Annotated in this window: 12 protein-coding genes; 4 read left to right on the forward strand and 8 right to left on the reverse strand. The window is 67.4% G+C overall.

Going from position 1 to position 20866, the window contains the following annotated elements; translation table 11 throughout:
* Nucleotides 1–54 precede the first annotated feature (54 nt).
* From MKK65_RS07780 to MKK65_RS07790, 3 genes are all read left to right on the forward strand, one after another.
* Nucleotides 55–534 (forward strand): hypothetical protein, encoded by a 480-nt coding sequence (locus MKK65_RS07780; RefSeq protein ID WP_243956830.1) that lies wholly within the window; start codon nt 55–57, stop codon nt 532–534.
* A 94-nt stretch (nt 535–628) separates the two neighbouring features.
* A complete protein-coding gene (locus tag MKK65_RS07785) occupies nt 629–1558 on the forward strand; it encodes an AEC family transporter (RefSeq protein WP_243956831.1) in 930 nt (309 codons plus the stop codon).
* A gap of 109 nt (nt 1559–1667) precedes the next feature.
* Nucleotides 1668–2897 (forward strand): acyl-CoA dehydrogenase, encoded by a 1230-nt coding sequence (locus MKK65_RS07790; RefSeq protein WP_243956833.1) that lies wholly within the window; start codon nt 1668–1670, stop codon nt 2895–2897.
* Between the two features lie 210 nt (nt 2898–3107).
* Here the strand turns inward: MKK65_RS07790 and addB are convergent, their stop codons facing one another.
* Nucleotides 3108–6284 carry a double-strand break repair protein AddB gene (addB, locus tag MKK65_RS07795; protein WP_243956835.1) on the reverse strand — a complete coding sequence of 1059 codons (3177 nt, stop codon included), beginning with the start codon at nt 6282–6284 and terminating at the stop codon, nt 3108–3110.
* A 170-nt stretch (nt 6285–6454) separates the two neighbouring features.
* On the reverse strand, nt 6455–7954 hold the full coding sequence (tcuA, locus tag MKK65_RS07800; protein ID WP_243956837.1) for an FAD-dependent tricarballylate dehydrogenase TcuA: 1500 nt from the start codon (nt 7952–7954) through the stop codon (nt 6455–6457).
* A gap of 115 nt (nt 7955–8069) precedes the next feature.
* Here tcuA and MKK65_RS07805 point away from each other — a divergent pair, with 115 nt between their 5' ends.
* Nucleotides 8070–8723, forward strand: coding sequence for a GntR family transcriptional regulator (locus MKK65_RS07805; RefSeq protein ID WP_243956839.1), 654 nt, complete (start codon nt 8070–8072; stop codon nt 8721–8723).
* 7 nt (nt 8724–8730) lie between these two features.
* Here the strand turns inward: MKK65_RS07805 and MKK65_RS07810 are convergent, their stop codons facing one another.
* From MKK65_RS07810 to MKK65_RS07835, 6 genes are all read right to left on the reverse strand, one after another.
* Nucleotides 8731–10038, reverse strand: coding sequence for an MFS transporter (locus MKK65_RS07810; protein WP_243956841.1), 1308 nt, complete (start codon nt 10036–10038; stop codon nt 8731–8733).
* A gap of 24 nt (nt 10039–10062) precedes the next feature.
* Nucleotides 10063–11445 carry a 2-hydroxycarboxylate transporter family protein gene (locus MKK65_RS07815; RefSeq protein ID WP_243956843.1) on the reverse strand — a complete coding sequence of 461 codons (1383 nt, stop codon included), beginning with the start codon at nt 11443–11445 and terminating at the stop codon, nt 10063–10065.
* A gap of 320 nt (nt 11446–11765) precedes the next feature.
* Entirely contained in the window at nt 11766–13358 is a 1593-nt protein-coding gene (locus tag MKK65_RS07820) for a porin (protein WP_243956844.1), read from the reverse strand.
* Between the two features lie 494 nt (nt 13359–13852).
* Nucleotides 13853–15454 (reverse strand): porin, encoded by a 1602-nt coding sequence (locus tag MKK65_RS07825; protein ID WP_243956845.1) that lies wholly within the window; start codon nt 15452–15454, stop codon nt 13853–13855.
* A 759-nt stretch (nt 15455–16213) separates the two neighbouring features.
* Entirely contained in the window at nt 16214–17785 is a 1572-nt protein-coding gene (locus MKK65_RS07830; protein ID WP_243956846.1) for a porin, read from the reverse strand.
* 1144 nt (nt 17786–18929) lie between these two features.
* On the reverse strand, nt 18930–20585 hold the full coding sequence (locus tag MKK65_RS07835; RefSeq protein WP_058193987.1) for a porin: 1656 nt from the start codon (nt 20583–20585) through the stop codon (nt 18930–18932).
* Between the last annotated feature and the right edge of the window lie 281 nt (nt 20586–20866).

The following is a 20866-nucleotide window of genomic DNA, read 5'->3' on the forward strand; positions in this document are numbered from 1 at the left end:
TTGTGCCGGCAAATCCGTCGGCGACCACCGCCACAGACCGCGAGCCTCACGACCATGCCCGTTCCCTTCCGCGCCCACGTCCCGGGGACGCTCGCGCTCCTCGCTCTGGCCCTCGCGTCCGGCCCCGTCCGGGCCGACACCGTGCCGGATCTCGACGTGGAGAAAACCTGCAAGTCGGCGCAGGTCGCCAACACGTCGATCAGCGACAAGGCCAATTACGATGGCTGCCTCCGGTCCGAGCGGGAGGCCAAGCGCGAGGCGGAGAGCCGCTGGGGCAGCTACACCCCGGCGGCCAAGCGCCAATGCGAGAACCAGTTCAAGGCGGGCGGCTTCCCCTCCTATGTCGAGATGGTGACCTGCCTGGAGCTGGCCTCCGGTTCCGTGCCGACTCAGTCCGACCAGGGTGGTACGGCGGTCGGCGGCCCGGGCTCGCCCAAGGACGTCAAGGTGCAACACGAAGGCGGCGCCAACCTGACGAAGGAGCCGCCCGCCAGCCAGCGCACGAACCCGATGGAAGTTCTGGAGAACAAGTAGGCCGGAATCCCGCCCCCGGGACCCGTCCCGGGGCACCTAGGCCGGCTTCGATATGCTATGCGCGGGCCTTCCCGCCCAGAGCCCCGCCGGATCCGTGAACGCCCTCGCCATCATCGCCCCGATCTTCGGGATCGTCCTGATCGGCTGGGGCGCGGCGCTCACCGGGCTCCTGTCCGACAAGGTCAGCGACGGCCTGTCGGAATACGTCTTCGCGGTCGCGGTACCGGCCCTGATCATCGCCACGCTGACCCGGCCGGGGATGACCGGCGAGGTCGCCTGGAGCTACTGGATCTCGTATTTCGGCGGCGCCGGACTGTCCTGGTTCGTGGGCACGTTGATCGCCCGGCGGCGGGCCGGGATCGAGCGGCGCGGCGCGATCCTGCATGGCTTCGCGGCGAGCCAATCGAACACCGTGTTCGTCGGCGTGCCGATGATCCTCCAGGCTTATGGCGAGGACGGCGCCTTCCCGCTGTTCATGCTGCTCGCGGTGCATCTGCCGCTGATGATGGGCTGCGCCACCTTCCTGATCGAATCCGATTCCGGCCTGCCGGTCCTGGCCCGCCTCCGCGGCCTCGCCCTGGTGCTGCTCAAGAACCCGATCTTCGTGGCCCTGCTCATCGGCATGGCGATGAAGGGCCTCGCCATCACCCCGACGGGGATCGCCAAATCCCTGATCGACGCCTTTGCGGGCACCGCCTCGACCTGCGCGCTGGTGGCGCTCGGCGCCGGGCTCAAGCGCTACCGGGTGCTGTTCGATCTCAAGGGCGCTCTGGTGATCGCCTGCCTGAAGAACCTGCTGCACCCGCTGGCGGTCTGGCTGCTCGCCTTCCACGTCTTCAGGATGCCCACCGCCTATGCGGGCGTCGCCACCCTGTTCGCCGCCATGCCGGTGGGGATCAACGCCTACCTGCTCGCCGCCCGCTACCGGACCGAGACCGGGATGGTCGCGGCCTCCGTGCTGGTCTCGACCCTGCTGGCCCCGCTGACGACTCTCGGCTGGCTGATGCTGCTCGGCCGGGCGTGACGCTCGGAGCCCAGCGTCACCGGGCGCGTTGGACCGCAGGCCATGTGGGGCTAGGTTGACGCCAAGCGCGGGGCCGAAGCCCGCCACACCCTGCAGGCGAGGAAATCCCATGAACGCTCCGATGCGCCCCCCGGGCAGCGCCTCCCCGTCAGCCCCGGCCTCCGCCCGCTTCGTCTGGGAGGACCCGTTCCTGCTGGACGACCAGCTCACCGAGGACGAGCGGGCGATCCGCGATGTGGCCCAGAGCTTCGCGCAGGAGCAGCTCCTGCCGGGCATCGTCGAGGCCTATGCCGAGGAGAAAACCGATCCCGGCCTGTTCCGGAAAATGGGCGAACTCGGCCTGCTCGGTGTGACCCTGCCCGAGGAATACGGCTGCGCCGGCGCCTCCTACGTCGCCTACGGACTCGTGGCGCGGGCCGTCGAGGCCGTCGATTCCGGCTATCGCTCGATGATGAGCGTGCAATCCTCCCTCGTCATGTACCCGATCCACGCCTACGGCTCGGAGGCGCAGCGCCAGAAGTTCCTGCCGAAGCTCGCCTCGGGCGAATGGATCGGCTGCTTCGGCCTCACCGAGCCCGATGCCGGCTCGGACCCGGCGGGCATGAAGACCAAGGCGGAGAAGATCGACGGCGGCTACCGGATCTCGGGCGCCAAGATGTGGATCTCGAACGCCCCCTTCGCGGACGTGTTCGTGGTCTGGGCGAAGTCCGACGCGCATGAGGGCGCGATCCGCGGCTTCGTCCTCGAGAAGGGCATGAAGGGCCTCTCGGCCCCGACCCTGAAGGGCAAGTTGTCTTTACGCGCCTCCACCACCGGCGAGATCGTCATGGAGGACGTCGAGGTCGGCGAGGACGCGCTGCTCCCCAACGTTTCCGGGCTGAAGGGTCCGTTCGGCTGCCTCAACCGGGCGCGCTACGGCATCTCCTGGGGCGCCATGGGCGCCGCCGAGGATTGCTGGCACCGGGCGCGCAACTACACCCTGGAGCGCAAGCAGTTCGGCCGGCCCCTCGCCCAGACGCAATTGGTGCAGAAGAAGCTCGCCGACATGCAGACCGAGATCACGCTGGGCCTCCAGGCCTCGCTGCGGGTCGGCCGGCTGATGGACGAGGGCAAGATGGCGCCCGAGATGATCTCGCTGATCAAGCGCAACAATTGCGGCAAGGCCCTCGACATCGCCCGCACCGCCCGCGACATGCACGGCGGCAACGGCATCATGGGCGAGTACCACGTGATGCGCCACGCCCAGAACCTCGAGACGGTCAACACCTACGAGGGCACGCACGACGTCCACGCGCTGATCCTGGGCCGCGCGCAGACCGGGTTGCAGGCGTTCTTCTGAGACTTGCTTCTAAGACTTGGGGACGGAGCCCCTCCCCCGCCCCGTCATCTCTCACCCACCCCCTCATCCTGAGGTGCGGCGCAGCCGCCTCGAAGGAGGCCTCCAGGGATCGCGCGGCCGGCTGGAGGGCTCCTTCGAGGCCTCCGCTTCGCTGCGCCACCTCAGGATGAGGGCCGGGGGTAGGATGGATCGGTGTCGGCAGGAACGCCGCTACTCGCCACCCTCCTCCCCGCCGAGCGACCATTCCAGCACCCGCGCCAAGTGATCGTACGCCCCGTACTGGCTGGCATATTGCGGGTAGGGCCGGGCCGTGTAGGCGGCCTCGCCGGTGAGGAAGCGGGCCACCAGTCCCTTCAGGCGGGTGGCGTGCTCGGCCACGATCGCCTCGACGCTGCGCTCCTCGCCGCGCGGCGGCTTCACCGGGGTCGGGACGAACGGCTTCCGCCCGCCCGAGGCGTGGACGTAGAGCAGGTCCGGCGTGGTCTTCACCGAGGGTAGGCCGTCGAAGGCGCCATGCATCAGCATCGCGGCTTCCAAGGTGAGCTGCGGCGAGAACCCCGAGAAGATCATCTTGGCCGAGGGCGGCGTGCCGGTCTTGTAATCGACGATGCAGGCGCTGCCGTCCGGGCGCAGCTCGATCCGGTCGGCCCGGGCGCGCAGGGTAAAGCTCTCGCGGCCCAGGGGGATCACCCAGCGCCCGGAGACCTCCGGGTGGATGCGGCGCAAGACCGGCCGGCGCTGCGCCTCCCATTCGAGATAGGCGGCGGCCATGCGCTCGTAGCGCGACCACCACTCGGCGTAGAGGTTCGGATAGGTGTCGGCGATCTCGCCGAACGCGTTGATGGCGATGGCAGAGAGGGCTTCCCCTGGCCGCTGCGTCAGGCCCTCCGGATGGGCTTGGGCGAACTCCGCAAAGATGTCGTGCACCAGGGAGCCGCGGGTGGCGACGCTCGGCACCGCGGCCAGCGGCTCCAGGGGATCGAGCCCGAGCACGTGGCGGGCGAAGATGCTGTAGGGGTCGCGCACCAGCGTCTCGATCTCGGTGACGCTGAGCGAGCGCGGAAACAGGGCCGGGTCCGGCTTCGGCGCCGGGCGCTTCAGCCGCTTCTCGGGCGTTGCGGCGTCGAGGCGGGCGGCCAGACCGGTGAAGCGCCGTCCGGCCGCCAGCACCGCCTCCCAATGGGCATCGCCGGACAGGGCACGCAGGCGCTGGATGAGCCGCGACGGCACCGTCGGCGAACCGTCGCGTTTGAGCGCCCGGGTGATCACCGCATCGCGGCAGCCCAGCGCCTGCACGAAGTCGTGCGCCATCTGGCCGATCCGGCGCTCGGGCGGGTTGAGGCCGACTCGCTCGCGCATCGGCCGGTTGAGGAACGCGTCGGTCAGGGTCCGCACCGGCCAGACACCCTCGTCGAGCCCGCCGAGCACGACCCGGTCCACGGATAGCAGCCGCGCCTCCAGAAGGCCGAGGATGCGCAGCCGCGGATGCGGCGCATCGCCGGAGCAGCCGACCAGGCGCTCCCGGGCGAGCGACGTGAAGAAGGTCGCGTAATCGGTGAACTGACCCGGCATCAGCCCGGGCTCGGCCATCTCAAGATCGTCGAACAGGGCGTCGAGGCAGGACAGGGAGCCGTCCGCGGCCTCCTCCGGGGCGTCCTCCGGGCCGGCGAGCAGCCAGTCGCAGGCGGCGCGGTGCAGGGCAGCGGTTGCGACGAGATCGCAGTCGCCCGCCCCATCCGGGCCCGGGAAGTCGGCGAAGACCTGCTCCAGCCGGGCGAGCAGATCCGCGGCGAGGTCCCAGTCGATGTCCTTCAGGCGGCGCTTGGCCCGGGGCCGGCGCTCCAGGGGCCCGACCCGCTCGGCGGCGAGCGCAGTCCGCAGGCCGGAAAAACCCGGGGCCGGGACGGGGCCGCGCAGCAGCCCGATCTCCAGAGCGGCCGCGCCGCGCACCACGTCGGGCCGGGGTAAGCCCAGGCGGACCATCGGATGCGAAAGCAGCGCGATCAGCCGGGCCGGGATCGCGTCAGCCTGGTTGCGGGCGAGGTCGGCGGCCAGCTCCGCGGTGAGCCGGGCGAGCCGGCCCGCCGGGCTTCCGGCCAGCGCCAGCCCGGCCGAATCCTCGGCGACGATGCCCCAGCGCAGCAATTCCACCGCGACCCGCCCGGCGAGCCCGCGATCCGGCGTGACCAGGGCTGCGGTGGCACCGGGCACCTGAAGGGTTTCACGCAGCGCCAGCGCCGCGACCAGGGCCTCCTCCCGCTCGTCGGCGGCCTCGACCAGGGCCAGCCCGTCGAGGCCGGCCTCGGCGATCGCGTCCCGCTGGCCCGGGTCGAGATCGGCCCAGGCGTCGGTGGTGTCGGCCGGACGCAGGGCCTGCGACAGCAGCGCGGCCCGGGCCGCCTGCCCGGCATCGGGCTCGCCCAGCGCGACGACGTCCGCGCGCGGCAAAGCCAGGTTGTCCGGTCCGAGCAGCCGGTGCAGCACCGCCTGGGGATGCCCGTGCGCGATCACCCGGGAAAACCCCTCGCCGGTGTCGATGCCGGACCAGCCGGCCTCGTCGAGGTCGAGATCCAGGCCGGGCAGGATGACGGCACCCCGGGGCAGCTTCGCCACGGCCGCGATCAGCCGCGCGGTGGCCGGCACCGAGCCGAGCGAACCGGCGACGATCACCGGATCCGTCGGCACCGTCCGGGCCAGGCGCTGGCCCTCGGCGAGGACGAGGCCCCGGGCACGGGCGACCGGGTCGGACAGGCCACGCTCGGCCAGGAGCTTCGGCCAATTCTCGGCAGCGATCTTCACGAAATCCAGGGTCAGGCCGAAATAGCGCGAATACTCGGCCTCCACGGCGGCGCCGATCTCAGACCAGGGCAGGCCCTCGACGGTGAGCGCATCCATCAGCCGCTCGAGATCGCCCGCGAGCCCGACCGCGTCGGCGGGCGAGGACGGCACCAGGAACGGCACCTCGGCGTCCAAAGGCAGCAGGGTGCGATCGACCGACTTCGCCCAGGCCTGGACGAGGCGGGCGAGGATCAGCCGGCGCTCCAGCGGCGGCATCGGCGTGCTGAGGGGATCGTTGTCCTCGAGCAGCGGCTCGGACGCGAGGTCGAGCTCCGCCTCGTCGGCCTCGCCCAGGGGGATCATCCGCGGCAGCAGGGCCGCGTGGCCGGAGGCGCCCCGGTCGTGGGCCCGCTGACCGAGCCGTTCGGCCAGGATCGCGCCCAGCGCCCGCGCCGCCCGCCGGGTCGGCAGGTAGATCGTGACCGCGGCGAGCGCCAGCGGATCCTCCGCCACCGGCCCGACCAGCCGGCCGGACAGCAGCGCCTCGGCGAGCGCTGGCAGGAACGGGACGCCCCGGATGATGGTGAAGACGGCCTGCCGCTCTGACATGGGGCGCCTTGTACGCGCGCGCGAAGGACCGGGACAGGGGCGTGCGACGCTGCCGAGCGAACGCCGTCCTTGCGAGCGCAGCGAAGCAACCCAGTGAAACGCTACATTCCGAGAGCGCGCGCTGCCCTGGGTTGCTTCGCTGCGCTCGCAATGACGGGGGAAACGGAAGCCTACGTCCCTCGCACGGCCGCCGCGGCGCCGTAGCCCGCCCGCCGCCCGAAGACGACGCCGGAGGTCAGGCCCGATCCGCCGGGATAGCCGTTAAAGAACACGCCGCCGACCATCTCCCCGCAGGCGTAGAGCCCGGGGATCTCGCTGCCGTCCTCGCGCCGGACCCCGCCGCCCTCCCCGACCTCGACGCCGCCATACGTGAAGGTGATGCCGCCGGTGACCGGGTAGGCCTTGAACGGACCGGTCTCGATCGCCTGCGCCCAGTTCGACTTCGGCAGGGCGAGACCCTTGGTGCCGCGGCCGTCCTTCACGGTGGGGTCGAACGGCACCGCTTCGTCCACGGTGGCGTTGAAATCCGCGATGGTGCGCTTGGCCGCCGCCCGGTCGATGCCGTCGAGCTTGCCCAGGAGTTCATCAAGCGTATCGGCCTCGACGAAATGGGCGTCGTGGAACCGGTATTCGCTATAGAGCAGGTGATCGACCTTGGCGTCGAAGATCTGCCAGGCGACGTGGCCGGGCTGCTCCATGATCGAGCGGCCGAACTGGGCGTAGGTGTAGTTGCGGAAGTTCTTGCCCTCGTCGACGAACCGCTGCCCGTCGGCGTTGAGCATCAGGCCCAGGAAATAGCAGATCTTGCGATAGTGCTTCCGCTCGCCGTGGGGCAGCTCGAGATTGCCGAAATCGGGGGTGTGCAGGTCCATCGGCGTCGCGTGGCAGCCGCCGTAGAAGCCGTGCGGCTTGGCGCCCAGCGCGAGCGCCATCTCCAGCCCGTCGCCGCGGTTGTGCGGCGTGCCGCGTACCCGGGCCTTGTCCCAGCCCGCGCCGATGAAGCGGGTGCGCAGCGCGGGGTTCGACTCGAAGCCGCCGCAGGCCAGGATCACGGCCTTGGCCCGGAACGCGCCCTGGGGCGTCTCCACGCCGGTGACGCGGTCCTCCTCGACGATCAGCCCGGTCGCCGGGCAGCCGTAGCGGATTTCGCCGCCGGCCCTGGTGAAGGCCTCCAGCTCGGCCCGAGCGAGCCCGAAACCCTCGTCGTGGGTGGCCAGCGTCAGGCCACCCCAGAACACGAAGCGCCCGTCCTTCTCGAAGGATTGCCGGGAATAGATCGGCTCGAACTTCACGCCTTGCGTCGAGAGCCAGCGCAGGGCCGCGCCGCTCTCGTCGATCAGGATGCGCTGCTCGCGCGAGAGCGGCCGTCCGTCGTTAAAGCCGAGCAGGTCGGACTCGAAGGTTTGGGCCGTGTACGCACCGAAATCGGTGCGCGGCAGGCGCGGATCCTCCGGGTCGGCCAGCAGCGGAATGAGGTCGTCGTTGCCCTGGTAGACGAACCGCATGGCGCCGGCCGTGTAGGCCGTGTTGCCGCCGGCGAGATCCGGCTCGGCCTTCTCGATCATCAGCACCGAGGCGCCGCGCTCGAGGGCGGCCAGGCCGGCGCTCATGGCGGCGTTACCCGAGCCGACCACCACGACATCCCACGATCCGTCCGGACGATCCTGCATCCCCGCCTCCACCGCTCCGCCATATTTGCAAGATTGTATACGCTCGCATGCAATACATCGCAAGCGTTCCGGACGGCGTGGTTTCGGGCTATGCCCCCGTCGAGGAGAGCCTGGCATGAAAGCGAGTGAGTCGGAGCGCTCCAACGGCGTCGCCGCCTATGAGCGGCTGCTGCGGGCGATCGAGGAGGGCGAGCTCGCCCCCGGCAGCCGCCTGCGCGAGGCGGAACTGGCCGAGCGCTTCGCGATCAGCCGCACGCCGGTGCGCGAAGCGCTGGGCCGCTTGGAGGCGCAGGGCCTCGTCGCGCACGAGCCGCACCGGGGCGCCAGCGTGGCGCAGCTCGATTACGGCCAGGTCAGCGAGCTTTACGACATGCGCGAGGTGCTGGAAGGCACGGCCGCCCGGCTCGCCGCGATCCACGCGAGCGGAGTCGAGACCGAGATCCTGGAGGAGATGATCGCCCGCGACCGGACGCTCACCGGCGACGCGGCGGCCCTGGCCCGCAACAACCGGCTGTTCCACCGGCAGATCCACGCGGCGGCACGCAACCGCTTCCTGCAGAGCACGCTGGAGACGATGCGGCTGTCGCTGGTGCTTCTGCCCGGCGCCACGACGCTGGCGGCTCCCGAGCGTGCCGGCGAGTCCCTCGACGAGCATGCCGCGATCATCGCGGCGATCCGGGCCCATGACGGCGACGGCGCCGAGGCGGCGGCGCGCGCCCATATCCGCGCCGCCTTCAAGGCGCGGATCCGGATCTGGCAGGGGGTGTAGGCCGCCCTCAGGCGTGAGCGGGAACCCGTGCCTCCCGCGGACCGCTCCGGAACAGGCTGAGCGTCGCGACGATCCCGCAGGCGGCCGCCGCCATCAGCCAGTAGCTCGGCGCTGCGCGATCGCCGGTCTGCTCGATCAGATAGGTCGAGACCATCGGGGTGGCGGTGCCGAACAGGGCCGTGGCGAGGCTGTAGGCCAGCGAGAAACCGCTGGCACGCACATGCTTCGGCACGACCTCCGACAGCGCGACGATCATCGCGCCGTTGTAGACGCCGAAGAAGAACGAGAACCACAGCTCGACGCCGAGCATCTTGCCGAAGGTCGGATCGGCCACGAGCCAGTGCAGGGCCGGATAAGTGGTCAGCAGCGACAGGACGGAGATCGTCAGCAGCACGGGCTTGCGCCCGACCGCGTCCGAGAGCGCGCCGCCGACTGGCAACCAGATGAAGTTGGTGATCGCCACGCACAGGGTGACGATCAGGCTGTCGGTCTCGGTGAGCTTGAGGACGGTCTTGCCGAAGGTCGGGGTGTAGACGGTGATCATGTAGAAGGTCACCGTCGTCATGGTCGACAGCATCATGCCGAGCAGCACGATCCGCCAGTTGGCGGCCACCGTGGTGAGGATCTCGCGCGTGCCAGGGTGATGGGTCCGCTGGGCGAATTCCTGGGTCTCCTGCAGGGAGCGCCGGATGAAGAAGATGAACGGCACGATCAGGCAGCCGATGAAGAACGGAATGCGCCAGCCGAAATCGCCGATCTGCTGCTTGGTCAGGTAGGCGTTGAGCCCGTAGCCGATCACGGCCGCGACCATGATCGCCACCTGCTGGCTGGCCGACTGGAACGACGTGTAGAAGCCCTTCCGCCCCGGCGTGGCGATCTCGAACAGGTAGATCGAGACGCCGCCGATCTCCACGCCGGCGGAGAAGCCTTGCAGCAGGCGCCCGGCCAGCACGATCAGGGGCGCGGCGACGCCGATCGTCCCGTAGCTGGGACAGAAGGCGATCAGCACCGTGCCGCTCGCCATGATCGCCAGGGTGACGATCAGCCCCTTCCGGCGCCCGATCCGGTCGATATAGGCGCCGAGCACGATCGCCCCGAGGGGGCGCATCAGCGCGCCGAGCCAGAACGTGCCGAAGGTCAGCAGCAGCTCGGTGGTCTCGTTGCCCGAGGGGAAGAACGCCCGCGAAATATAGCTGGCGTAGAACCCGAACAGGAAGAAATCGAACATCTCCAGGAAGTTTCCGCTCGTCGAGCGGAGGATCGCCCCGATCCTGGATTGCAGGGTCGCCTCGACGGCGCCCGGATCACCGGCCATGACGCAACGCTTTCGATTTCACGCTCAAACTCCGATCCATTTCATCGCGATGATCGTCCCGGTCACGGTTAGTGCGCCGCCGATCCGGGTTGCGATCTGGGCGAAGGGCATCAACGCCATGCGGTTGGCCGCCGTGAGGATCGCCACGTCGCCGGTGCCGCCCTGGCCGCTGTGGCAGGCGTTCACGATGGCGGTCTCGATCGGGTACATCCCGAGCGCCCGGCCGACGAAGAAGCCGGTGATCATCAGCGTGGACACGGTCGACACGATGGTGATCAGGTTGACCAGGGTGAAGGCCGCCATCAGCTCGTTCCAGGGCGTGAGCGCCACCCCGATGGCGAAGAGCAGCGGGTAGGTCATCGAGACCTGGACGAACTTGTAGACCACGAAGCCGCCGGCCTGGAGATGGGGCGACACGGCGCTGCCGAGCTTGGCGAACACCGCCAGGAACAGCATCGCCACCGGCGCCGGCAGGCCGACGAGGTGGTGGGCGATGACCCCGAGCAGGTAGAGGGTGATCGCCGTGAGCCCGGCCGCGCCGATCGTGGCGGCGTCGATCTGGCCCCTCGCCGCCTCGGACCGGGCCTGGGCATCGCTCGATGCCATGCCCTCGGCACCGGGCTGGAGCCGGCCCTCGCCGGTGAGGTGGGGATAGCGCTTGCCGACGTAGTTGAGGGTGCCGGAGAAGATGATCGCGGTGAGCGAGCCCAGCATCACCGGCGGCAGCACCTGAGCGAAGACGACGCCCTGCTGCTGGCCCAGGATCGCGGCGTAGCCGATCGAGAGCGGGATCGCGCCCTCGCCGACGCCGCCGGCCATGATCGGCACCACGATGAAGAAGAAGGTCTTGTAGGGGCCGAGCCCGAGGGCCGTGCCGATCAATGTGCCGACGATGGCGGCCGCCACCGAGCCCGCCGCGAGGGGGGCGAAGATCTTGAGGAAGCCCTTGACCAGGACGTCGCGATCCATGCCGAGGATCGAGCCGACGATGATCGTGGCGATGTAGATGTAGAGGAAGTTGGTGAACTTCGTGAAATCGAAGATCGCCTTCTCCATCTGCGGCGGGATCAGCTTGTAATAGACCAGGGCCGACGGGATGAAGGTCGCGAAGATCGCGCCCGCGCCGATGTTGCGCAGGATCGGGAGCCGCTTACCGATCTCAGCGCAGGTGAAGCCGCCCATCACCAGGACGGCGATCATGGTCGGCCCGTCCGGCTTGACCTCGCCCTCCTGGACCAGGACCACCAGCAGGATCGCCAGGATGACGTAGAGCGGCAGCGGGATGATGCCGATCTTGATGTCGACGAGGCGCCACCAGCTCTCCGGCCAGAACCGGCCCGCGCGGCGCTCAGCCAGGGCGCTCTCGGCCGGGGCTGGGACGGGGCTGGTCGAGGCGGAACTGGTCATCGGCTTCCTCCGGACTTCCGACCACGCGCGGGCCCTTCCGGCCTTCGCCGCGCGGCCCCGGTCGCCACGACGTCGCGGCCTGGAGGATCCCGCGCGGTCGGCGGAGATAAAGTCACATCCGGCGTATCAGCGCCCGCGGAGAGCGGCAACGCGATCCGCGGAACAAAGGGCCCGACCTGTATTGAGGACCGGGATTAAACCGATCTCTTCAGTCCTCACGCGGACACGCACGCGACAAGGCCCGGCGCAGGGCCGGGCCTTGGACGGCAAACCGCATGTGTCCGGCGCGGGAATCGAAGCCCGGGCGCCGGGTCCGCGTATCAGAAGTCGCGCTGGACGCGGAAACGGACGTGGGTCATCGAATCCTGCGTGGCGGTGCGCGATACGAAGCTACCGTTGTTGATCTGGGCGATCGCCCCGTAGGCACCCGGGCCCTTGTCGAGGTCGATCACCCGGCCGCTCTTCACGCCGATCTGGGTGTAGAAGGCCTCGACGCCGATATCGAGATCGGCCACCGGCGACCAGATCAGGCTGCCGCCGACCACGTACTGGTAGGTATCCCGCAGCGCCTGGCTGAGCTGATAGAACCGGGTGCCCGGAACGCCGACGCCGTTGGGGCCGAAGCTGTTGCCGCCGTTCGGATTCACCAGGCCGAAGAGGGCCCCCTGGGCCAGGCGGGCGCCAGCCGAGAAATCCTGCTCGCCATACGAGCCGAACAGCGCCGAGCGCCATTCCGGCGACCAGTAATGCAGGAACGCCGCGACCGCCGAGAAGCTGGTCGAGGTCTGGAGCTGGCCGGTGAACGGGTTGATCGAGGCATCGGCGAAGTACTGCTCGAACTTCTGGGTGTCGAAGCCCGTGTTGGACTGCGCATAGCAGCCTGCGATCATGCAATAGCCGGCATAGCTCTGCGCGCCGTCGGCGTAGGCGCCCTGGAGATAGAGGGTGTCCCCCGGGGCAATGGACGGCAGGTTGACCTTCACGCCGCCCTGCACGCCCCAGCCCTGGACCGCGTTGGCGTGCCGGATCCCGGTGAGCACGCCGCCCGCGCCTGCGGCTGGGCTGGTGCTCAGGTTGCCGACGTTGATCTCGTGCGTGGCCGCCGAGAGCTGGGCCGAGCCCCAGGCCTGATCGACTCGTAGCGCGCCGACGAAATCGGGCAGGCGCGAGCGCTGGACGGTGTCGACGGTGCCGTAGCGGGAGGGCCGGCCCTCGGTGTAGCCGACGAAGACGGGGGTGACGGCGGAGGTCGGCGCGAAGACCGGCGAGCGGGTGAAGACCGGGTCTTCCACCGAGAGGGTCGCCGAGAAGCCGCCGCTGAAGGTGCCCGTGTAGGCCAACAGGTTGGTCGACGAATTGTCCGAGCCCGAGGTAGCTCCGTAGAACTCGAAATCGTGGGCGTAGAAGTCGTAGAACGACGACGCACGCCCCGCGGTGAGCCCGGCGAACTGGATGAACGCCTTGTCGACGTTCACGTATTGCTGCGCGCGGCCCAGCTCGTCGACGCCCGTGCCACGATAGGCCTGGCCGATGCGCACCATCGTGCCGGAATGGATGACGCCCGTGCGGGACGCGGCCTCCAGGCGGGTGAAGGCGCGCAGGGTGCCGTAGGCGGTCTGGGTGCGGGCATCCAGATTGAAGCGCGCCAGCCCCCGGAAGCCCGATGTATCCCCGGCCGCGCCGGGCTGGCGGCTGGATGAGGTCTGGTAGGCCCCCTCGAAGCGGGCCCGGCCGGAGATGCGCAGGCAGGTATCGGTACCCGGGATGTAGAAGAAACCGGCGCCGTAGGCGGAGCAGACGCGGACGTATTCGATCGGTGCGGCTTTCTTCACCGGCAGGTCGGCGGCGTGGGCCGCGCCCATCGCCGCGAAGGCTGCGGCGGAGCCGAGCAAGGAACGCTTCAATAATTTCATCGAGACCCCCAGAAATTTGAAGCCGATGACGGCAACGCTTCCTGTTTTTCCTGCACGTTTCAGGATTTTCCGTTTTTTTTATTTTTTGATGGAAGATTTTTCTGGAGCAGATCGTCCAAGACTCATCTTTCAACGATCATCTTGCGATCCAGTTTTTCAGTGATCAACATGAATTCAGACGATGCCACACGTATCCATAGTTATGTTGCAGATTGTCAACGAAAAACACGCCGGTCTCTACAGACAGAATTGCAAATAGAGTCTGATCAATAGATAAATCGAATATCGACGGTAATTTATATGCCGTTTCAATACCTACTAACTGACATGCGATTGCTTGTTTCCGGCAATTGGGCAGACAGGCACGCCCACCCTGTGGCGGCGGTCAGTCAGGCTCGACTGGCGATCGGGCCATGCCCGGACGGAGCGCGACAGCCCGGGATCGGGGGCGAAGGGTGCTTGCAACGCGGAAGGTCCGGCGTCGGTCGAGCGAATCAGAAATCGCGCTGGATGCGGAAGCGGACCTGCGAGACCGAGTCCTGCGTCGCGGTGCGCGGCAGGACGGTGCCGGCGTTGATCTGGGCGAGGTTGGCGTAGGCAGTCGGGCTCTTGTCGAGGTCGATCGCCCGGCCGCTCTTCAGGCCGATCTGGGTGTAGTAGCCCTCCACGCCGATATCGAGGTCCTTCACCGGGGACCAGATCAGGCTCGCGCCGGCGACGAACTGGTAAGTGTCGCGCAGGGCTTGGCTGAGCTGATAGAACCGGGTGCCCGGGGCACCGACGGCGCTGGTGCCGAAGGGGTTGCCGCCACCGATCGTGCTCACGACGTTGAAGGCTGTCCCCTGGGCCAAGCGCGCGCTCCGGGAGAAGCTCTGCTCACCGTAGGAGCCGAAGACGGCCGAGCGCCACTGCGGCGACCAGTAGTGCAGGTGCGACACCACCGCGGTGAAGCTCTGCGCGGTCTGCACCTCGCCGGTGAACGGGTTGATCGTCGCGTCCGAGAAATACTGGGCGAACTTCTGGCCCTGGATCGTCGCCGGGCTCTGGCCGGCCGAACCGCTGAACGCCGAATAGCCCGTGTAGAATTGCGCGCCGTCGGCATAGGCGCCCTGCAGATAAAGTGCGTCGCCCGGCGCGACGAACGACGTGTTGATCTTCAGGCCGCCCTGGACCGCCCAGGCCTGAACGCTGTTGGTGCGCGCGACGCCGACATTCGCACCGGCACCGAGCGCGATGGTGCCGACGTTCAGCTCATGCGTCGCGGCCGAGAGCTGAGCCGAGCCCCAGGCCCGGTCGAGACGCAGGACGCCGACGGCATCGGGCAGGCGCTCCCGCTGGATGCTGTCCAGGTTGGCGAGGCCGGTCGGAGCGCCCCGGGCATAGGCGACGAAGACGGGGCTGACCGGGGCAGAGCCGCCCGAGGGCGCGAAGATCGGCGTGCGGCGGAAGACCGGGTCTTCGACCGAAAGCGTGGCTGACAGTCCGTTGCCGAAGGTCGTCGTGTAGGCCAGCAAGTTGGTCGAGCCGACATCCGAGCCAGCCGTGGCGGCGGTGATCTCGAAATCGTGGGCGTAGAAGTCGAAGAACGAGGAGGCGCGACCGGCGGTCAGACCGGCGAACTGGATGAACGCCTTGTCGACACTCATGACCTGCTGCAGGCGCCCGACCTGATCGACGCCGGTGCCGATATAGGCGAGGCCGATGCGCTCCAGGGTACCGGAGCGCCCGACCCCGGCCGCACCGGTGCGGCTGCCGGCGTCGAGGCGCACGAAGGCGCGCAAGGTGCCGTAGGCGGTCTGGGTGCGGGCATCGAGATTGAAGCGCAACAGGCCCCGAAAGCCCGATGTATCGCCGCCGTTTGTACCGGCTTGGCGGGTGTTGCTCGTGATGTAGCCGCCCTCGAATCGGGCGCGGCCAGAGACGCGCAGGCAGGTGTCGGTGCCGGGAATGACGAAAAAGCCGGCGCCGTAGGCGGAGCAGACGCGGACATAGGCGATCGGGATGGCCTTCCAGTTCGAAAGGTCGGCAGCGTGGGTGACCCCAACGGCCATGAGGGCGGCAGCAGGCCCGATGAAGGCGCGTTTCAACAAGATCATCGACATGCCCACATTAGTTGAGCTGAAACGTCGGGTGTTTCGATTTTGTATTTTTGGCATGTCGTAAGTTTTATCTGGTCCTTGCTTATGCCTGAAAAATCTCATCGTCACCATTCGCTCATCATAGCGTCGGCCAATTGCTAAGGTTTCAAGACTTAATCCGATACCTCAAACGGACTTCAGCTTTTGTTGCATCAAATAGACGATCATTTACGTAGATATGGCAATTTTATCGCCACAAATTATTGAGATATAAATGAAATTAAACGACGATATATTCCGCTTGGAGATTTCTATAACTACCTTTGTCTAGTCGATCGACAATGAATGATACAGATGGCACGGCCGCCGCCTACCGCACGCTGCGCATCCGGCCGTTCGTCTGTCCCTGGCGGCTCGGCCGCGCGTGAAGCGCACGGGCCGGCATCCCGGCACGCGGAGTGCGCGTATGTCGGCCGTGGCGAATCACAAGAGCCGCGGGCCGCGTCGGGCCAGCCTTGCTGGAGACGCAGACGCGTGCGGGCTTGGACATTGCGTGGAACACGCGCTTACCCAAAATCGAGCCGTGCCTCGGTGAAACCCAAGGCGGCCTGACGTCGAGACCGCGAGTTCCTGCGGCCGTCGCGGCACGACGAACCCGAAAAAAGACCCGGCGCGGGACCGGGCCTTGGAAGTCGAAAGGCACGAGGACGGGCGCCGGGACCGAAGCCCCGGCGCCGATGTTGCGGATCAGAAATCGCGCTGGACGCGGAAACGGACCTACGAGATCGAGTCCTGCGTCGCGGTTCGCGGCACGAAGGTGCCGGCGTTGATAGCGGCTATAGCAGCGGCACCGTAGGCCCCGGGGCCCTTGTCGTTGTCGATCACCCGGCCGCTCTTCAGGCCGATCTGGGTGTAAAAACCTTCGACGCCGATATCGAGGTCCTTCACCGGGGACCAGATCAGGCTCGCACCGGCGACGAACTGGTAGTTGTCGCGAAGCGCCTGGCTCAGCTGATAGAACCGCGTGCCGGGCACGCCCACGGCGTTGGGCCCGGAAATGAGACCGGAGCCTGCAAGGCTGTAGGCCGCGCCCTGAGCGAGACGGGCGGCGCGGGAGAAGCTCTGCTCGCCGTAGGAGCCGAAGAAGGCCGAGCGCCATTCCGGCGACCAGTAGTGCAGGTACGACGCCACCGCGGTGAAGCTCTGCGAGGTCTGCAGCTGGCCCGTGAACGGGTTGATCGTCGCGTCCGAGAAGAACTGGTTGAACTTCTGGCCCTGGATCGTAGCTGCGCTTTGTGCGTAGGAGCCGCTGAATGCGGAATAGCCGGTATAGAGCTGCGCACCCTCGCCGTAGGCGCCCTGCAGGTACAGCGCATCGCCCGGCGCGACGAACGGCGTGTTCACCTTCAGACCGCCCTGCACCGCCCAAGCCTGCACGCTGTTGGTGTGTGCGAGAGCGACGGGGGCGCCGGTTCCGACAGTGGAACCGCCCCCGACATTGCCAACGTTCAACTCATGCGTGGCGGCCGAAAGTTGAGCCGAGCCCCAGGCTTGGTCGAGACGCAACGCACCGACGAAGTCGGGCAGACGTTCGCGCTGGACGGTGTCGATGGTGTTGAACGCGGTCGGAACGCCTCTGGTGTAGCCGACGAAGACGGGGCTGACCGCGGTCGCAAACGGCGCGAAGATCGGCGTGCGGCGGAAGACCGGGTCTTCCACCGACAGGGTCGCCGACAGGCCGTTGCCGAAGGTCGCCGTGTAGGCGAACAGGTTGGTGGACGCGTTGTCCGAGCCGAGGGTGTTGCCGGTGATCTCGAAATCGTGGGCGTAGAAGTCGAAGAACGACGAGGCGCGACCGGCAGTCAGGCCGGCGAACTGGATGAATGCCTTGTCGACGTTCACATATTGCTGGTCGCGGCCGTTCTGGTCGACGCCGGTGGCAGCGTAGGCTTGGCCGATACGCTCCTGGGTGCCTGACCGGCCGATGCCGGAATAGCCGGTGCGGCTGCCGGCATCGAGACGCACGAAGGCGCGGAGCGTACCGTAGGCGGTTTGGGTGCGGGCATCGAGGTTGATGCGCAGGCGGCCCTGATAGCCCGACGTGTCGCCGTTGCCGGCACCCTGGCGCGAGTTGCTCGCCATGTAGCCGCCCTCGAACCGGGCGCGGCCCGAGATGCGCAGGCAGGTATCGGTGCCCGGGATGTAGAAGAAGCCGGCCCCGAAGGCGGAGCAGACCCGGACGTATTCGATCGGCGCGGCCTTCTTGACCGGCAGATCGGCGGCGTGGGCTGCGCCGGCGGCCGCAAAGGCAGCGGCTGAGCCGAGCAGCGCGCTCTTCAAGAGCTTCATAGATATCTCCAAAACTTCGAGACCCGACAACAACAACAATCCCGGATCACCCGGTCATCGCAGCGTCTATTTTTGTTTTCATCTGCAATTTTTGCTGCAGATTTTAGAGATATCTCGCGTAAGAGATGCCTCTATGCCGGTCCATATCGCGGGTCTGGACAGAAACGAGCAAGATCGATTCCGAAGTTGGACAGTGATTGCTTTACTTTGTTGCAAGTCCGCAACGATTAAAAGCTTTTAAAATACCACTACGCGGTTATTTGTTCAAAAAACATTGGTCGAGATGGATATTTTCCGCGACCATTCGCCAACTTAAATCATCCCGTGAAAACAAATACGTTTTTTTGCTCAACGGTTCGCTTGATCACCTTCTGGCGGCGTACCGTTGCGCGGATTGGCAACGCAAAACCCTCCTGGGCGTCCGTGAAGCCGGCAATGTTCAAGACCACATCGCTCGGATGCAGCGATCACCAAGGCCGGCCGCCGGTGCGCCTGAGCGGACGTTGATTCGGAGGGATGGGAGAATCGCGTCAGGCGCCGCGCGCGGTCGGGCGGCCGCATCAGCATGCTCGAGCGATGGTCGCGGACGCGGATCCGCGCGATGTGGCGGATGCCGATCCCGCTGCGTCGCGGCCGACGCTCAGATAAGACGACCGATGGAGCCAGCTTGCGAGCGCTTCGCGGCAGAGCCGCCAGCGTCACGCCCCTGGGGCTGCCGGACTAACGGTCCGATGCGCGTTGCCGGCGCGATGGCCGGATGGATCGCGGCATGGCTTCGGAAGCCGGCCGGGGCGATGGACTGCCAGGAAGGCGGAGAGGCGGCCCGCGGCAACCTATCCGCCGCGGCGGAGCGGTCCGACCCGTGTCGGGATGCGCGCGAGGCCGCGCGACCGTTCCGCCAGACGGCACCTCGCCGGAGATGGCGCGTCGGTCGGATCCGAGCAGAGCTTGGACCGATGTCCGATCTGCCAACGATTTGGGGCGCGGGCAGCGGGCATGGCGTGGGACCCGCTGACCGATCCCGCGCACCCACCCTTCAACGCGGGTGCGCAACGAAAAAGGCCCAGCCGGAGGGCTGAGCCTTGAGATCGATGATGCACGAGGGGCGGCGCCGGGATCGTATCCCCGACGCCGCCTTTGCCGCTTAGAAGTCGCGCTGGACGCGCATGCGGAACGAGGACACCGAGTCCTGGGTCGCGGTGCGCGGCACGAAGGTGCCGGCATTGATGCCTGCCACGTTCGCGTAGGCGGTCGGGCTCTTGTCCTTGTCGATCACGCGACCGTTCTTGACGCCGATCTGGGTGTAGAAACCTTCGACACCGATATCGAGGTCCTTGACCGGCGACCAGATCAAGCTCGCACCGGCGACGATCTGGTAGGTATCGCGAAGCGCTTCGCTGAGGTTGTAGAAGGTCGTGCCGGGAGTGCCGACAGCGTTGGCGCCGAAGGCATTCGTTCCGCCGGGATTAGCCAGATTGAAGACGGCACCCTGAGATGCACGAGCCCGCTGCGAGAAGTCCATCTCGCCGTAGCTGGCGAAGACGGCCGACCGCCATTCCGGCGTCCAGTAGTGCAGGTACGAGCCGACGACGCTGAAGCTCTGCGACCGCTCGATCTGACCCGTGAACGGATTGACGGTCGCGTCATTGAAGAACTGATTGAACTTCTGACCCTGGATCGTCGCGGCGTTCTGCGAGTAGGAGCCGCTGAACGAGGAGTAGCCGGTGTAGAGCTGCGCGCCGCTGCCGTAAGCGCCTTGCAGGTAGAGAGCATCGCCCGGGGCGATGAACGGCGTGTTGATCTTGATGCCGCCCTGCACCGCATAACCGTAGGAGTTATTGGCGTGAGGAATGCTGATATTGGAGCCAGTTCCGGTGCCGGCGCCGTTGGCGACGTTGCCCACATTCAACTCGTGCACAGCGGCCGAGACCTGAGCCGAACCCCAGGCCTGGTCGAGGCGCAGGGCACCGACGAAGTCGGGGAGACGTTCGCGCTGGATCACGTCGACGAAGCTGTAACGGGTCGGCGTGGCGCCCGTGTATCCGATGAAGACCGGCGCCGGCGAGTTCGACTGAGCGAAGACGGCGATGGCGGCGTTGTTCGTGATACCCGTGGGGTTATTCGACGGCGAGTAGATCGGGCTGCGGCGGAAGACCGGGTCTTCGATCGACAGGGTCGCTGACAGGCCGTTGCCCATGGTCGCCGTGTAGGCGAGCAGGTTGGTGGAGGCGATATCCGAACCCGCGGTGGCGCCGGCGAACTCGAAATCGTGGGCGTAGAAGTCGAAGAACGACGAGGCGCGACCGGCGGTCAGCCCGGCGAACTGGATGAACGCCTTGTCGACGTTCGAGAATTGCTGGTCACGACCGAAGCTGTCGATGCCGAGGCCGGGATAGGCCTGGCCGATACGCTGCTGGGTGCCGGAGGTGCCGACGCCGGAATAGCCGGTGCGGGCGCCGGCATCGAGGCGCACGAAGGCGCGCAGGGTGCCGTAGGCGGTCTGGGTGCGGGCGTCGAGGTTGATGCGCAGGCGGCCCTGGAAGCCCGACGTGTCACCGACGTTCGTGCCGTTCTGGCGCGAGTAGCTGGTCATGTAGCCGCCCTCGAACCGGGCGCGACCGGAGAGACGCAGGCAGGTGTCGGTGCCGGGGATGTAGAAGAAGCCGGCGCCGTAGGCGCCACAGACCCGGACGTACTCGATCGGGACCGCCTTCTTGACCGGCAGGTCGGCGGCGTGGGCGGCTCCGATCGCGACGAACGCGGTGGCGGAACCGAGCAGAGAGCTCTTCAAGAGCTTCATAGACATCTCCAAAGCTTCGAGACCCAATGATGCGGACATGCCCGGTTCTCCGGATCTTGCCGCACGTCTTGTAGGTTTGGCCTGCGTCTTAGGTGGCAGGCTCCTGCGGGCTCTCGCTTGGCGATGCCCCCGTGCACGATCACCATGTGCGAACGGGTTTCGGCGGGCAATCAGAATTCGGCTCGGATAAATTGGTTCCTGTGTGATGTTGCCGCCCGGCAACAATATCAGAACGCTTTAGCCGGCAACAGCTTGCGAGATGTAATGATATGCTTTCGAGA

The organism is Methylobacterium sp. J-001 (genome assembly GCF_022829565.1).
In the GTDB taxonomy this organism is placed as follows: Bacteria; Pseudomonadota; Alphaproteobacteria; order Rhizobiales; family Beijerinckiaceae; genus Methylobacterium.

Coding starts and splice junctions, on each gene's coding strand:
- addB (WP_243956835.1), bottom strand. CDS start 6,284: ATGTCAGAGCGGCAGGCCGTCTTCACCATCATCCGGGGCGTCCCGTTC.
- tcuA (WP_243956837.1), bottom strand. CDS start 7,954: ATGCAGGATCGTCCGGACGGATCGTGGGATGTCGTGGTGGTCGGCTCG.
- MKK65_RS07835 (WP_058193987.1), bottom strand. CDS start 20,585: ATGAAGCTCTTGAAGAGCTCTCTGCTCGGTTCCGCCACCGCGTTCGTC.
- MKK65_RS07825 (WP_243956845.1), bottom strand. CDS start 15,454: ATGATCTTGTTGAAACGCGCCTTCATCGGGCCTGCTGCCGCCCTCATG.
- MKK65_RS07805 (WP_243956839.1), top strand. CDS start 8,070: ATGAAAGCGAGTGAGTCGGAGCGCTCCAACGGCGTCGCCGCCTATGAG.
- MKK65_RS07820 (WP_243956844.1), bottom strand. CDS start 13,358: ATGAAATTATTGAAGCGTTCCTTGCTCGGCTCCGCCGCAGCCTTCGCG.
- MKK65_RS07815 (WP_243956843.1), bottom strand. CDS start 11,445: ATGACCAGTTCCGCCTCGACCAGCCCCGTCCCAGCCCCGGCCGAGAGC.
- MKK65_RS07790 (WP_243956833.1), top strand. CDS start 1,668: ATGAACGCTCCGATGCGCCCCCCGGGCAGCGCCTCCCCGTCAGCCCCG.
- MKK65_RS07810 (WP_243956841.1), bottom strand. CDS start 10,038: ATGGCCGGTGATCCGGGCGCCGTCGAGGCGACCCTGCAATCCAGGATC.
- MKK65_RS07830 (WP_243956846.1), bottom strand. CDS start 17,785: ATGAAGCTCTTGAAGAGCGCGCTGCTCGGCTCAGCCGCTGCCTTTGCG.
- MKK65_RS07780 (WP_243956830.1), top strand. CDS start 55: ATGCCCGTTCCCTTCCGCGCCCACGTCCCGGGGACGCTCGCGCTCCTC.